The organism is Kordiimonas gwangyangensis DSM 19435 = JCM 12864, from assembly GCF_000375545.1.
Classification (GTDB): domain Bacteria; phylum Pseudomonadota; class Alphaproteobacteria; order Sphingomonadales; family Kordiimonadaceae; genus Kordiimonas; species Kordiimonas gwangyangensis.
The window spans coordinates 405,193-418,624 of the sequence record NZ_AQXF01000003.1 but is presented as its reverse complement, the minus strand read 5'-3'; the positions used below and the strand labels follow the sequence as shown (position 1 = coordinate 418,624).

General features: G+C 58.5%; 15 protein-coding genes. 6 read left to right on the top strand and 9 right to left on the bottom strand.

What is annotated here, in order from left to right:
* Window positions 1-38: 38 nt before the first annotated feature.
* Window positions 39-479 carry a universal stress protein gene (locus tag B150_RS23020; protein WP_081611401.1) on the top strand — a complete coding sequence of 147 codons (441 nt, stop codon included), beginning with the start codon at window positions 39-41 and terminating at the stop codon, window positions 477-479.
* Here the strand turns inward: B150_RS23020 and B150_RS20555 are convergent.
* A complete protein-coding gene (locus B150_RS20555) occupies window positions 376-2,064 on the bottom strand; it encodes an ATP-binding protein (protein ID WP_020399834.1) in 1,689 nt (562 codons plus the stop codon). The two genes, B150_RS23020 and B150_RS20555, sit on opposite strands and share 104 nt — an antisense overlap.
* A 458-nt stretch (window positions 2,065-2,522) precedes the next feature.
* Here B150_RS20555 and B150_RS0110260 point away from each other — a divergent pair, with 458 nt between their 5' ends.
* Complete coding sequence (locus B150_RS0110260; protein ID WP_020399833.1) at window positions 2,523-2,912, top strand: DUF423 domain-containing protein; 390 nt, start codon at window positions 2,523-2,525, stop codon at window positions 2,910-2,912.
* A 3-nt stretch (window positions 2,913-2,915) separates the two neighbouring features.
* Here the strand turns inward: B150_RS0110260 and B150_RS20550 are convergent, their stop codons facing one another.
* The 3 genes from B150_RS20550 to B150_RS20545 form a co-directional block, all read right to left on the bottom strand.
* A complete protein-coding gene (locus B150_RS20550) occupies window positions 2,916-4,277 on the bottom strand; it encodes an ATP-binding protein (RefSeq protein ID WP_020399832.1) in 1,362 nt (453 codons plus the stop codon).
* 18 nt (window positions 4,278-4,295) lie between these two features.
* Complete coding sequence (locus B150_RS0110250; protein WP_020399831.1) at window positions 4,296-4,967, bottom strand: response regulator transcription factor; 672 nt, start codon at window positions 4,965-4,967, stop codon at window positions 4,296-4,298.
* Between the two features lie 62 nt (window positions 4,968-5,029).
* Window positions 5,030-5,350, bottom strand: coding sequence for a PepSY domain-containing protein (locus B150_RS20545; RefSeq protein WP_020399830.1), 321 nt, complete (start codon window positions 5,348-5,350; stop codon window positions 5,030-5,032).
* A gap of 138 nt (window positions 5,351-5,488) precedes the next feature.
* Between B150_RS20545 and B150_RS0110240 the strand changes: the two genes are divergently transcribed.
* Window positions 5,489-6,346 carry a universal stress protein gene (locus B150_RS0110240; protein WP_020399829.1) on the top strand — a complete coding sequence of 286 codons (858 nt, stop codon included), beginning with the start codon at window positions 5,489-5,491 and terminating at the stop codon, window positions 6,344-6,346.
* An 85-nt stretch (window positions 6,347-6,431) separates the two neighbouring features.
* Window positions 6,432-7,589, top strand: a complete 1,158-nt coding sequence (locus B150_RS0110235; protein ID WP_020399828.1) for a glycosyltransferase family 4 protein — start codon at window positions 6,432-6,434, stop codon at window positions 7,587-7,589.
* Here B150_RS0110235 and B150_RS20540 read toward each other — a convergent pair.
* The 4 genes from B150_RS20540 to B150_RS20530 form a co-directional block, all read right to left on the bottom strand.
* Window positions 7,584-8,588 (bottom strand): aminoglycoside phosphotransferase family protein, encoded by a 1,005-nt coding sequence (locus tag B150_RS20540; RefSeq protein ID WP_020399827.1) that lies wholly within the window; start codon window positions 8,586-8,588, stop codon window positions 7,584-7,586. The two genes, B150_RS0110235 and B150_RS20540, sit on opposite strands and share 6 nt — an antisense overlap.
* A gap of 128 nt (window positions 8,589-8,716) precedes the next feature.
* Window positions 8,717-9,598, bottom strand: coding sequence for a hypothetical protein (locus B150_RS22385; protein WP_020399826.1), 882 nt, complete (start codon window positions 9,596-9,598; stop codon window positions 8,717-8,719).
* 160 nt (window positions 9,599-9,758) lie between these two features.
* A complete protein-coding gene (locus B150_RS0110220; RefSeq protein ID WP_020399825.1) occupies window positions 9,759-10,517 on the bottom strand; it encodes an enoyl-CoA hydratase in 759 nt (252 codons plus the stop codon).
* Window positions 10,514-10,999 carry a MarR family winged helix-turn-helix transcriptional regulator gene (locus tag B150_RS20530; protein ID WP_020399824.1) on the bottom strand — a complete coding sequence of 162 codons (486 nt, stop codon included), beginning with the start codon at window positions 10,997-10,999 and terminating at the stop codon, window positions 10,514-10,516. The genes B150_RS0110220 and B150_RS20530 overlap by 4 nt, the downstream gene beginning before the upstream one ends.
* Before the next feature lie 242 nt (window positions 11,000-11,241).
* Here B150_RS20530 and B150_RS23525 point away from each other — a divergent pair, with 242 nt between their 5' ends.
* Window positions 11,242-11,889 carry a CatB-related O-acetyltransferase gene (locus B150_RS23525; RefSeq protein ID WP_020399823.1) on the top strand — a complete coding sequence of 216 codons (648 nt, stop codon included), beginning with the start codon at window positions 11,242-11,244 and terminating at the stop codon, window positions 11,887-11,889.
* A gap of 107 nt (window positions 11,890-11,996) precedes the next feature.
* On the top strand, window positions 11,997-13,235 hold the full coding sequence (locus B150_RS0110205; RefSeq protein WP_020399822.1) for a potassium/proton antiporter: 1,239 nt from the start codon (window positions 11,997-11,999) through the stop codon (window positions 13,233-13,235).
* Here the strand turns inward: B150_RS0110205 and B150_RS0110200 are convergent.
* On the bottom strand, window positions 13,222-13,428 hold the full coding sequence (locus B150_RS0110200) for a cold-shock protein (RefSeq protein WP_020399821.1): 207 nt from the start codon (window positions 13,426-13,428) through the stop codon (window positions 13,222-13,224). The two genes, B150_RS0110205 and B150_RS0110200, sit on opposite strands and share 14 nt — an antisense overlap.
* Window positions 13,429-13,432 lie beyond the last annotated feature (4 nt).

The window sequence follows — 13,432 nt, the reverse complement described above, 5'->3', positions numbered from 1 at the left end:
AACGTTTGTGCGAAACCGATAACCGAAGGGGGTTTTTCATGCCTAAGAAACAACATTATCTCGTCGCGGTAGACGGCAGTGAATGGGGCGAGCGCGCTGCGGACCACGCCATCACACAGGCCCGCATGACCGGCGCGGATGTGACGCTTGTCACCGTTATTCCGTGGTCAGGCTATCAGCCGATCAGCATGGAGGACATCGCCGTGCGGCCGCTTGAGAAAAAAGAGGAAGAACGCCTCGCAAGCGAAGAAATTCTCGCCCCGATCATCGCCCGCCACAAAGATAGCGGCGTGACAATCAAGGCTGAGTTTTTCTGGGGTCACCCGGTGAAGGTCATCCGCGAACAGGCGAAAAAACTGAAGGCACACCAAGTGTTTATCGGTCGTCGTGGTCGTTCGCGTGTGGCTGATCTGATTCTTGGGAGCGTGGCCAATTCGCTTGCCCACTCCCTTGGGGTGCCGATCGTTCTCGTACCTTGAAGACTTCCCCTTTCGCGGCCTTGGCGCGGGCTTCAACGGCGCGCGCCATGGTCTCGAACAGCTTTTCCGGCTCCACCGGCTTCGAGTGGTAGCCATCCATGCCTGCCTCGAGGAAAATCTCCCGGTCGCCCTCAAGCGCGTGGGCAGTGAGCGCGATGATCGGCGTCATGCCTGCCCGCCCCATGAGGGAACGGATCAGTGACGTGGCTTCAAGCCCGTCCATCACCGGCATGGAAATATCCATCAGGATAAGATCAAACGGCCCGCTGACCTGCATGGCCTGAACTGCCAGTTGGCCGTTTGGCACCACGACTGCCTCGTGGCCGCGACTTTCCAGCAATTTCTCAATCAAGGTCTGGTTCACCGGATTATCTTCCGCCACCAGCACACGCCACGGTCCGGTATCTTTCACTTCGCGTTCGCTTGTTTCAACAGCGTCCGCGCCGGTGCGTTCGTCCGCCACCGAAACCGGCAAGGTCACCGTGAAGGTCGAGCCTTTGCCAAGCGCACTTTCAACCCGAATGGTGCCACCAAAGAGATCAACCAGTTCCTTGCAGATGAAAAGCCCAAGCCCGGTTTTGTTGAAAAGCCGCGCCATGCCCTGTTCGTCCACGCGCAGTTTCTCGAAAAGTCCGCTCAGCCGCGCGGCCGGAATACCAACGCCGGTGTCTTTCACTTCAATCTCAAGGTCGCCCTTCTCCGCCGTACCGCGGTAACCGACAGTGAGAGATACGGTGCCGCGGTCGGTAAACTTGAACGCGTTCGAGAGAAGGTTCACCAACACCTGCCGCAACTTATGGGCATCGGTGCGCACAAAGGCGGGCAGGTTTGGCGAGAGGTCCACCACCGCCTTCACACCCTTATAGGAACCCGACGAGGCAAAAAGGTTCATCACATCCTGCATCAGGCGCGGCAGGTTGAAGGCTTCTTTCTCAAGTGTGCTCTGCCCCGCCTCGAGAAGCGAAAGCTCAGTCATCTCGTTCACAAAATCCAGAAGCGCCTGGCCTGAGCGCACCAGCAGGTCTACATATTTACGCTGTTCATGGTTGAGCGTGGTGCCGGACAGCAGGTCGGCAATGCCAAGCACACCGTTCACCGGTGTCCTGATCTGGTGACCGATGGTCGCGAGAAACTCGAGCCGGCCTGTCTTGTCCGGCGTGGCAGCATTTCCGTTCGCCGCCACTGGAGAAGGCTGCTGCGGCATCAAGGGTTTATTGTTCGCCACGCTGAACTGGATGAGACACAGAGGGTCCGAACGTTCCTCATTCACCGGCTTCAAAGAATGCAGGTATTTGCGCGCCTTGAGCGGCTGGATGAAGATATTCATCGCGCCCAGCTCGGCGATACGCGCGCTGTCGGACGGCGGGAGGCGCACTGACGTACCGTCATTCAGCGCACCTTCAATTTTCATCAGGATCGGGGAATGACGGATTGAGGGCAACACATCAAGGAGAGTGCGGCAGCAAGCGACCTCGCTTTCGATGCCTGTCAGTTGCGCCATCCAACGGTTCCACAAACGAATGTCGAACTGCGGGCCAACAACAACAAAGCCCATATTGGCGGTATTGATAATCTCCTGAAGCACTACGGTCTCCTTAGTTCACGACCCAAGATGCCTAAAAGCAAATGGGAGCACGACACATAACGTGTCACCACACACTCCCAACCAATGCCCAAGCTACCGCATGCCCTAAACGTTTCAGACTATGAAACCGGTATCATTCCCAAACAGATACCATCCAAAACGTGACCCAATCCGTGCGATATACATTACTCTCATCCCGCATTTGGCTTACACCAAATGCGCGCACACCGTGCCAAATACAATCTTTACTCAAGTAACTGTAACACAAAACATCTGGTTGCCAAGCGCCATTCGTTAACCTTTTCGTCAACGGATTTTTGCTTTGCTATAAATGGCTTGTGCTGATGTCAGCCCCACCTCATGGGGGATCAGCGCTTGCCAACGTGTGTGCAAAAGCTATCATCGCGCACCGGTAAAAAGCTTCAAGCTCGAAAATATTTAGGAAAAGGGGCGATTTCATGAAATCAGGCTTAATTATCACGTTTGCCGCGATCAATGGTTTCATTGCTACAAGCGCCTCAGCCCTTGGCTCCCACATGCTGGCGAGCAAACTTGGCGCGGGGGGCGGCGCCCTTTTCGCCCAAGCCGCGACATTCCAGTTTTTCCATGCCCTCGCCATGCTGGGCGCGGCCTTTGTGGCTAGCAAGAGCGAGGGGAGCCTTGCAGGCAAAGCCGCGTTCGCTTTCCTCATTGGCACAGTGTTGTTTTCGGGCACACTTTATATGATTGCCCTGATGGGCCGCGGCATTCTGGGCCCTCTGCACTGGCTGCCCCCCATTGGCGGGCTGTGCCTGATGGCCGGCTGGCTGATGCTGGCGGTCGCCGGTTACCGCATGAAGGAGCGCTAGGCCCTATTTCGCTGGCAGACGCAGGATGACCGCAAGGCCGCCAAGGCTGGCTTCCTCGAGGTAGGCGCTGCCGCCATAAAGCTCCACAATGTCACGCACAATGGCGAGGCCAAGGCCGGTGCCCGGCACATGTTCATCGAGCCGCTTACCGCGCTCGAACAGGGTTTCGCGTTCGTCCGCCGGGACACCGGGCCCGTCATCCTCCACACGGATATCCATGAACGGGCGGCGCAAGGTCTCGTCCGCGCGCGTGGCCGTGATAGTCACATGCCCGCGCGCCCACTTGCCCGCGTTATCAACGATATTGCCGAGCAATTCGTCAAAATCCTCGCGCTCGCCGTCAAATTTGAGGTCGGGCGCACAGCTTACGTCCACCTTCAGGTTCTTCTCGCGGTTCAATCTTTCGATCGCCCGGCCAAGTTTTTCCACCCGTTCCTGAATGGCGAGACCGGGACCCGAGCCACCGCCCGCAATGCGCGCGCGTTTAAGGTGGTGGTCTATATGCTCACGAATGTTTTTCGCCGCCACGCCGATGGTCTGGCCCTTCTTGGACGTATCCGCCTCCACCTCGTTCATGATCACGCTGAGCGGAGTTTTGAGCGCGTGGGCGAGATTGCCAACATGGGTGCGCGCGCGGTCCACCAGTTTTTCATTCTGGTCGATAAGCGCGTTAATCTCCTGCGCGAGTGGTCGCAGGTCCTCAGGCCAGGTGCCGTCAATACGGCTACGGTGACCGGAACGAACCTCGGATAAGCTGCGCCCCAGATTGCGGAGCGGCCTTAGGCCATAAGCCACCTGGATAACCAGCGCGAGGGAGACTGTCAGCATGATGAAGGCGAGCGCACCCATCAGCAGCCAGTTGAAGCGGGCGATGGCGTCCTGCACTTCCGTGGTGTCGGTCGCAACCTGATAGCGGAAAATACGGTCAGCTTCCGGCAAAATGATATCCCGCTCCGCCACGCGCAGGCTCTGCCCGTCAGGCCCCGCCACTTCGCTGAGCTTGAGGGAGAAGGCACGGGTGCCCAGTTCCGGCGTCAATTCAAAATCCCACAAGCTGCGGGAGCGGAACGGGTCTGCGCCTACTTCGGAGATTTGCCAGTACCAGCCCGAATAGGGTGCGGCAAAACGCTGGTCGAGAAGTGGCTGGTTGAACCGGAGCACCCCGTCAGGCGAGATTTCGCTGATACCGACCATGGTGTCGATCTGCATCTCAAGCTTGCGGTCGATGTCGGAGAGCACATAGGTGCGGAAGGCGAAGGAAAGCAGCATGCCGCCCACGGCCAAGGCCGCCGCCGACCAAAGGACGGCGGAAAGCAAGAGCCGCCCGGTGAGTGAGCGGAAAAAATGCCCCCGTGTGCGTGTCACCCCGCTAACACCCCCTTGTTATTTCTGGCCTTCCTGCCATTCCAGCCGATAGCCAAGGCCACGCACTGTAGCGATGATCGGCACATCCAGTTTCTTGCGGATCCGGTTCACGAACACTTCAATCGTGTTCGAATCCCGGTCAAAATCCTGATCGTAGATATGTTCGGTAAGTTCCGTGCGCGACACCACCTTGCCCTCATGGTGCATCAGGTACGAAAGCAGTTTGAACTCTTGCGCCGTCAGCTTGATGGCGCGGCCATCCACGCTCACACGGCCATTACGGGTATCGAGAAGCACAGGACCGCAGGAGAATTGTGGGCTTGATTGACCAACCGAACGGCGAATGAGCGCACGCAGGCGCGCCAGCAGCTCTTCCATCACAAACGGTTTGGTCAGGTAATCATCCGCGCCCGCGTCAAGGCCTTCGACCTTGTCGGTCCAGCCGTCGCGCGCGGTGAGAATTAGCACCGGCATTTCCTTACCGTCAGAGCGCCAGCGTTTGAGGATGCTGGCGCCGTCCATCACCGGCAGGCCAAGGTCAAGGATGACAGCGTCATAGGGTTCGGTGTCGCCTAGAAAATGGCCGTCTTCGCCATCCGCCGCGTGGTCAACCGAATAGCCGGTGTCCACCAGGCTCTGGCGCATTTGTTCCGCTAACGCTTCATCATCTTCAACAATCAGTACACGCACTTTTTCTGTCTCCTCGCTTGCGGTACACAGCCTCGCCACATATTGCTGCGGCAGTGCTTAAGTTATTGTGTCCGCACAATTTCACCGGTGCGGGCGTTGACAATGGCCATAACAACCCGGCCATCTTTTCGCCTTACGCGCAAATCATACTGCCAGCCTCGGTTGGTACGCCGGATTTGCTGGCCTACCACCACGCCATTGAGTTTCGATTCCACGATGCGCTTGATTTTTGAATAAGGCATCACGTCGCCGCGCTTGATGGCCTCAAGCACGTCATCCTGTTCATCCATGGCGTGAACTGGCGGCAACAATAAGGCATGGCCCGCGCCGAACATCGGCACGGTCAGGACCAAAAGCAGGAAGATGTAAATCAGTCGTGTCATAGGCTATACTCTTAGTGCCGCAGCGGTGAACGCATGATGAACCATCTTTGACCGTGATCAAGGCGAAACACGACCGGCCGATCCATATTCGTGCGCGAACCTATCTAATAGGGCCGAAACCAGACGGAGGCAAATTCGATGAAATCCATTCTGCTCCCCCTCACCCACGCGGTTGATGCGGACACCATCACCAAAACCGCAGCTGACCTTGCGCTCAGGCAACAAGGGTCACTGACCGCGCTTTTTATCCGGCCCGACCCGCGCATGGCCATCCCCTTTATGGGTGAAGGCCTGACGGCGGAAATGATCCAGCATCTGTGCGACACGGCAGAGAAAGAAGGCAAGGCAAATGCAGCCAAAGCCGAAGCTGCTTTCCGCGAGATCGTGAAAGCCAAGGGCCTCGCGGTTGCCGAGGAAGGTGAGAAAGTTGCCACACCCCGCGCCCGCTGGCGTGAGGTGACGGGGCAGGTATCAGACCACGCGGGCCGTTCCGCCCGAACGGCAGACATCACCGTTTGCGCGCAGCCAGACAGCGAAATGCCCGACAGTGATGACATTTTCCATGACCTTATCTTCCGCTCCGGTCGCTCGGTCCTCATGGTACCGGCGAGCTATAGCGGCAGTGTGGGCAAACATGTGATGATTGCCTGGAATGGCCGCGCAGAGGGGGCACGGGCCGTTGGTGGTGCTGTGCCACTCCTGAAGGGTGCGGACAAGGTCACCGTGGTCCAGATCGGCGACGTGGACCCTGTGCGCCCCGACTATGAGGATGTGGAAGACTATCTCATTGAGAATGACATCACGTGCGTCACCCGGCATGAGGAGGACCGCGGTGACAGCATCGGTGCGCAGCTTCTCGATATCGCGGCGGAGATCGGCGCGGACTGTGTGGTACTAGGCGCCTATTCCCACTCCCGCTGGCGGGAAATGGTGCTGGGCGGCGCCACACGCTATATCGTCAGCAATGCCAAATTGCCCATTTTCATGAGCCACTAAGGCCAATTCAACCCATGGAGAATCCGGTGCAACCCAAAGGCGTGCGCCGGATATTCTTGCTTGCAACACCCGTTCAGGGGTAAGAATGGAAAAACGCGTTTCCGTTCAGGAGCATATGGTGGCCCCGAGACCACGCATTCTGCATGTTTTCCCGTCCTTTGAAGTGGGCGGTGCGCAACGACGATTGGTGAGCATCATCAACCGACGGCAGGGTCACTTTACCCACAGCGTTTTTGCCATGAACGGCTGTTATGACGCGCTCAAGCTGGTGCGCGATATCTCTGTTCCCAAGGACGACCTGCCAAGTTTCCCCAAGAAAAGCGGCCTCGCCGCCATGCGGGAATGCGCCCACCTGCTGGACGAATACGCGCCGGACCTTCTGGTTACCTATAATTGGGGCAGCGTGGAGTGGGATCTCTCGAGCCTGCTCGGCAAACGCTGCAAGACCGTGCATGTGCAGGACGGTTTCGGCCCCGATGAAGTGGGGCGCGAGAAATTCCACCGCCGTATTACCCGCGCCTTTGCCTACCGCCGCGCGGATGCGGTTGTGGTGCCGTCCCGCACGCTGGAGACCATTGCATCAAAAAGCTGGCGCGTGCGCACGGACCGGCTGCACTATATCCCGAACGGCATTGATGTGGACCGGTTCATCTGCCCACCCGACCCGAAGGTGCTGGCGGAATTTGAACTTGAACCCACGGACCGCATTATCGGCACGGTCGCGGCCCTCCGGCCCGAGAAGAACATCGGCAAGCTGATTGAAGCCTTCGCACAGATCGCCGACCTTTACCCCACCACCAAACTGGTCATTGTGGGGGACGGCATTGGCATGAAGCCGCTCAAAATGCTCGCGGAACGGATCGGGCTTTATGAACGTGTGGTCTTCACTGGCAATATGGCGCACCCCGAGAGCATCGTGCCTGCGTTTGAGCTGTTTGCCCTGTCCTCGGACACTGAACAAATGCCCATTTCCGTCATCGAGGCGATGGCGGCGGGCCTGCCGGTTGTCTCCACCGACGTGGGTGATGTGGCGGGTATGGTCAGCCGTCAGAACGCGGCCTATGTGCAGGAAAATTCGGCAGGGGCGCTCGCCCGTAACCTCTCCGCGCTTCTCGACAAGCCGGAAGCCGCCAAGCGCATCGGCGCGGCCAATCAGGCCAAGGCCAAGCGTGACTATAGCCTTGAAGGCATGATCGACCGCTATGACGGGCTTTTCATGCAGCTGCTTGGCCGGGCGTTATAGGCTGACGTTCGGGTAATCCGGCAGCATGGACAGGACACTTTTGCGCACGCGCTGAAGCGCCGGTGCCTTCAGGCAGCCATCAATATAATTCACCACACGCGGGATGTGCTTCAGGTAGACGTGTTTGTTGTCACGGCGGCTGAGGCGCACAAAAATGCCCGCAATCTTGGCGCTGCGCTGCGCGCCAAGGAGGGTCATATCCCCTAGGAACGCATCACGATCCATCTCTGGACGGCCCTTAAAGTAGCGCGCCAGCACTGCCTCCCGCACATCTGCCGGGATATCGCAGCGCGCATCTTCCACAAGCGAGATGAGGTCATAAGCCGGGGAGCCGATAAGCGCATCCTGATAGTCGAGGAGCGCACAGTGCGCCATCTCGAACCGGCCACCCACAATCATCAGGTTGTCCACATGGTAGTCCCTGAGCACAAGCGCGCGGCGGTCGGCTGCCACACCGGCTAGCGCTTCCTCGAACGCGCCAAGGAACTCCTGCCGCTCATCGCGGCTCACGGCCTCGCCGCGCACGGCAGGCACAAACCAGTCGACAAACAGGGCCGCTTCCCGGCTCAGGTTCGGCATGTCATAGGGCGCAAGCGTGATGTCTGTCGCGCCAGCCGCGCCGTGCAGGTGAACAAGGATATCAGTCGCGATCAGATATAGGGTCGTGCGGTCGGTGCCAGCCGCCAGCAGGCGGGTGAAAGTGTCGTCGCCCAAATCCTCAATCATCGCGAAGCCGCGCTTGCGGTCTTCGGCGTAAACCTCTGCCACACGCAGGCCAAGGCCGCGCAGGTGGGCGGTGATATCAAGGAAGGCGTCGATATTTTCATGGCTTGGCGGCGCATCCATCAGCATGCGCTGTTCGCCGGCCAAATTCAGGCGCTTGTAGGAGCGAAAGCTCGCATCCGGGATAAGCGGCACAACATCCGCCTGCCCCCAGCCATGCAGGCCCATAAAATCATGCTGATCGTCCGAACGCGACAAAACACCTGCATCAGCCATATAATACCAATCCCCCGAATTTCGCGGAAACCCTGAAGCATTTGATGAGACCACAGGGAACGCACGCCGTCATATGTTCTTCATATAGCAGGCATGGCGGTGAGCGCAAACATCATGCGCGTGCGAGACTAGTCACAGTAAACTGAAACCCTATTGTCAATGTGCGTGACCCTGAACAGGAGACCACCAACTTTGACGAAGCCTCCATCCTTTTGCCCAATCCGGGCAGAGGAGGCATTGGCTGTGTTCACGAGAATGAAATCCCTTCCCACATAGAACAAAACATATTCCAGAGGCTCAACCTCGTCGCCGTCGTTCCAGAGCGCGACACTTGGTATGGTATCTATTCGCAGCGGGCCTATGAGGCCGTCAAAAATTGAATGATTGAAGCCAAGCTGCTCAAAGGCATCGGCTTCGGGATTGTGGAAGTAAACACCCCGCAGATTGGCCATATCCGGTTTCTTGGTAAGATTATCAACCCACGAGACAAGATAGTCTCGCGTAGTCAGGTCTTGGGCCAAGCCCTTCATCTGTCGACAGGTGGTACCGAGATTCCAGTTCATCCATGAAAGAACAGCCGCGCCAATGATAAGCACTCCGCAACAGAAGATGCCTCCGGCCTTTAGTGTTCTGTGCTTTGTGTGTGTATCAACCCGATAGGTGCCAAGGAGCAGCAACGCGCACACAACATCCGCCCAGAATATCTTCGCGAGCTCCGGTGCATCCACGCCCGATGCGACATGCAGCACCACAAAGCCAATCATGCTCACAAGCGCAATAAGCCGTGCGGCGGGCCGCCGGTGCGGGGCCCATACTGCCATGATGAGGAAGAAGCCAATGATGCCGAACAGCAGCGCGCGGTGCTGCATCATGAGGGTGAGCACCGGGTCATGGGCCAGCTCCACCCCATAAAGCGCTTCAAGCTTGGCCGCGCCTGAAATACCCGCCACCGGCAACAGGTGCACAAGGCCCGCCAACATGAAGGCCAGTTTGTCGTATATTTCCCGCATGGCTGAAATCTCCCCTGCTTCCCGCGGGGCATCATTCCACCATCGCGCGGGCTTGGCAACGGCATCACAGGTAATAGATAGGCCGGGCGCTGGGGCCCGGCCTGGTCCCTCCATGGCACCCGCCAGAACACCACGAAGGAAGGGATTCTGTCTTCGGCCTTTAGCCGAAGTTTGGTTCGCGTTTCTGCATGAAGGCCATGATGGCTTCCATCACCTCAGGCGAGGTGAGCTGCGCGCTGAAAAGCTTGCCTTCTTCCACCATGCGCTTTGCGACCACGCTGGTGTCGCCACGCATCAGCGCCTTGGTGTGCATCAGCGCCTTCGGCGCTTTCTTGGCCAACGCTTGTGCCGCTTTGGTGGCCGCTGGCACAAGCTCCTCCGCTTTCAAAACGCGGGAGACAAGGCCCATGCCGTAGGCTTCCTCGGCCCCCACCCGTTTGCCCAGCATGAACATTTCCGCGGCGCGGGCATGGCCGATACGGGCCGGGAGAAGGAGCGACGAGCCAGCCTCAGGCACCAGCGCGAGGTCCACAAACGGGGCCTGCAGCACAGCAGCCTCTGACGCATAGACAATATCAGCATGCAACAGCATGGTGAGGCCCACACCAACCGCGATACCGTTCACCGCCATCACCAGCGGCTTTTTCGCCGTCAGCAAACACTGCAGGAACTGCTGCACCGGTGCGTCTTCACCAAGCGGCGGCGTGTCGCGGAAATCGGCGAGGTCATTGCCTGAGGTAAACGCGTCACCTGCGCCGGTGAACATGATGGCGCGTACATCGTCGTCATCATCCGCGTTTTTCATCGCCGCCACGATGGTGGCATACATGGCATGTGTCAGCGCGTTTTTCTTGTCCGGCCGGTTGAAGGTGATGTAAAGCACCCGGTCTTTGAGTTCGGTCTTGATATGGTCGCTCATAGGTCCTGTCCTCTCGTCATAATCTCATCCTCGCTGTCATCGAAATCATGCGCGCCAAAATCTTCGGCGCGTTCGATGATCGTTTCAAAAAAACGGGACATCAGCGCCCGCTCCTCATCCGTGAAACCCTCGAGCAATCTTTCGTTGCTTTGCCGGATCACGGATTTTGATTTCTCCACCGTATCCCGGCCATAGGGCCTCAGGTACAGTTCATACGCCCGGCCGTCCGACGCGCTTGGGCGCCGCTCGACAAGGTCGTTTTTCTCCATGCGGTCCACAAGGCCAGACGTGGCGGCATTCTTGAGGCCAAGCGCAATCGCCACCTGCCCCATCGTCGCCCCCTCATGCTTGAGGAGATAGAGAAGCACGGCATTTTGCGCCGCAGAGATGCCGTAACGTGTCATCAGCACCCGGTCAGCGGCACGAAAAATCGCCTTGTATCCGAGGTGCAGCAGATGAAAGACCCGTGGTTCCATCGGCATGATGCGCCTCCCTTATTTATTTCGCATGTAAACTAATATAGTTCGTATCCGAAATATAATGGCTGTGCAAGCGGATTCTGTTCATCAGGCTTGCACCTGCAGACCTGGGGCATTATCTAGAACCCGATATCTGACGTTAAGGAGCATCCTGCAGATGAACAAAGCCGCCTGATCCACCCCGGACCCCGAGACATCTTGGCGTTTGGGCGATAAACTTCCCAAAACGAGATAAAGGCTTTGTCATGCAGACATCCGACACGAGCGCCGCACCGAGCGCGGACACCCGCTTCCCCCTGCCCCACACCGACCGCGTGGTTTTCCTCAAATCTGTCGTAAGCGGCCCGAATATATCGGTCGGCGACTATAGCTATTATGACGACCCCGAGCACGCGACCGAGTTTCAGGCCCGCAATGTGCTTTATCATTACGAACATGTCGGTGACCGGCTTGAAATCGGGCGCTTCTGCGCGCTGGCGACCGGCACCACCTTCATCATGAACGGCGCCAACCACCGCATGGACGGCCCCTCCACCTTCCCCTTCCCCATCATGGGCGGAGCATGGGGCGAGCATATGGACCTGCTGATGGGCCTGCCCTCCCGCGGCGATACTATTGTGGGCCATGATGTATGGTTCGGCTTCCGCACGCTCATCATGCCGGGCGTTCGCATCGGCCACGGCGCCATAATCGCCTCCGGCAGCGTGGTGACGGAAGATGTGCCGCCCTACGCCATTGTCGGCGGCAATCCGGCGCGGGTGATGAAAATGCGCTTTGATGATGTGACGATAACGCGCCTGCTGGACCTTGCATGGTGGGATTGGTCGCTTGAGCGCATCACCGCCAACATCCCGGCGCTGATGGCGGGTAAGTTGGACGACCTGAAGCCATAAGTACGCGCCCAAAATAATACCAGGCGGGCGGCTTCATAATTTCGCCCGCTTGCTTATAGTATAGGCTCCCTACCAAACCCCATTCCCCAAGGAGGACCACGAGGACCATGGAAGTGCTGCTGTTTGCGCTCTCGGGCATTGCTGTGATGAGCATGCTGATCGTGCCGCTTTCGTCGAAAGTGCAGGCACCGATCCTGCTGCTGTTCCTTGGCCTTGGCATGGTGCTGGGGGAAGACGGCCCCGGCCGCATTCATTTTGACGATTTCAGCTTCGCCTATTCCATTGGCTCGGTGTGCCTTGCGGTTATCCTGCTTGCCGGTGGCTTTGATACCAAACTACGCGACCTCAAGGTGGCGGGCACACCAGCGGGACTTCTCGCCACGCTCGGCGTTGTGTTCACTGCCGTTATTGTGGGTGTGGCCTACCACCTCATTCTTGATGCGCCGCTCGCGGAAGGTTTGCTACTGGGTGCGGTTGTGGGCTCCACAGACGCCGCGGCAACCTTCATGCTGCTCACGCACTCGGGCGTGAAACTGAGGCCCCGGCTCAAGGAAACCTTGTTCATCGAATCCGGCCTCAATGACCCGATCGCCATTTTCCTCACCCTCACCTTTGTCGCCATCGTCGACACGGGTGCACCTCTTGAATTTGGTACGCTGTTCACCGCTGCGCCCAACTTCATTCAGCAAATGGGCATCGGCTCAATCGCCGGCATTGCCATGGGCTATCTCGCGGCATGGACCAACCGCAAAATCACCCTGCCCACCGGCCTGAACCCGCCGTTTTTCCTGATGTCCGGGCTATTCACCTACGCGGCAACGGCGCTTGCTGGCGGTTCCGGCTTCCTCGCCGCCTACCTCTTTGGCCTGACAGTCGCGGCCAGCGGCGGCAAAAGCGAACGGGAGGAAGCCAGCCGGGACCGCGTCGCACACTTCCATGAGGGTTTTGCCTGGCTGGCGCAGATTGCCATGTTTGTGATGCTCGGCCTGCTGGTGGCGCCGTCGGAGCTGCATGTCATGCTGCTGCCGGGAATCCTGCTTGCCATCGTGCTGATATTTTTCGCCCGCCCCATCGCGGTGTTCCTGTGCCTCAGCCCGCTTGGCTTCACCACGCGGGAGAAGTTTTATGTCGGCTGGGTGGGGCTGAGGGGGGCGGTGCCCATTTTCCTGTCGATCATCCCGGTCATCAGCCCGGGGCCACTGACGCCGCACTTCTTCAACCTTGTGTTCATCATCGTCGTTGCGTCGCTGATGGTACAGGGATGGTCAATCGGCACTGCGGGCCGCGTGTTCGGCGTGGTGCTCGGTCGCGATGATGAGGAAAAAACGGCGGCTAAAGACGCTTGAGGCCGGTTGCCACCGTGCGGCCGTTGGGGCCATCTTCACGCTCGAAAGATACAAGGTCATCTTCCCACAGTGTATCGAGGCCCGACGCCTTGATGGCGGAGATATGTACAAACACGTCGTCACCGCCCTCGTCCGGCGCGATGAAGCCGTAACCTTTTTCAGGGTTGAACCATTTTACCTTGCCGGTCGCCACGTGC

Bases quoted from the DNA above. Each gene is read 5' to 3' on its own strand.
- B150_RS20530 (WP_020399824.1), bottom strand. From the start codon at position 10,999: ATGCCGATGGAACCACGGGTCTTTCATCTGCTGCACCTCGGATACAAG.
- B150_RS0110205 (WP_020399822.1), top strand. From the start codon at position 11,997: ATGGAAGTGCTGCTGTTTGCGCTCTCGGGCATTGCTGTGATGAGCATG.
- B150_RS0110240 (WP_020399829.1), top strand. From the start codon at position 5,489: ATGAAATCCATTCTGCTCCCCCTCACCCACGCGGTTGATGCGGACACC.
- B150_RS0110235 (WP_020399828.1), top strand. From the start codon at position 6,432: ATGGAAAAACGCGTTTCCGTTCAGGAGCATATGGTGGCCCCGAGACCA.
- B150_RS23525 (WP_020399823.1), top strand. From the start codon at position 11,242: ATGCAGACATCCGACACGAGCGCCGCACCGAGCGCGGACACCCGCTTC.
- B150_RS20540 (WP_020399827.1), bottom strand. From the start codon at position 8,588: ATGGCTGATGCAGGTGTTTTGTCGCGTTCGGACGATCAGCATGATTTT.
- B150_RS0110260 (WP_020399833.1), top strand. From the start codon at position 2,523: ATGAAATCAGGCTTAATTATCACGTTTGCCGCGATCAATGGTTTCATT.
- B150_RS20545 (WP_020399830.1), bottom strand. From the start codon at position 5,350: ATGACACGACTGATTTACATCTTCCTGCTTTTGGTCCTGACCGTGCCG.
- B150_RS0110220 (WP_020399825.1), bottom strand. From the start codon at position 10,517: ATGAGCGACCATATCAAGACCGAACTCAAAGACCGGGTGCTTTACATC.
- B150_RS22385 (WP_020399826.1), bottom strand. From the start codon at position 9,598: ATGCGGGAAATATACGACAAACTGGCCTTCATGTTGGCGGGCCTTGTG.
- B150_RS23020 (WP_081611401.1), top strand. From the start codon at position 39: ATGCCTAAGAAACAACATTATCTCGTCGCGGTAGACGGCAGTGAATGG.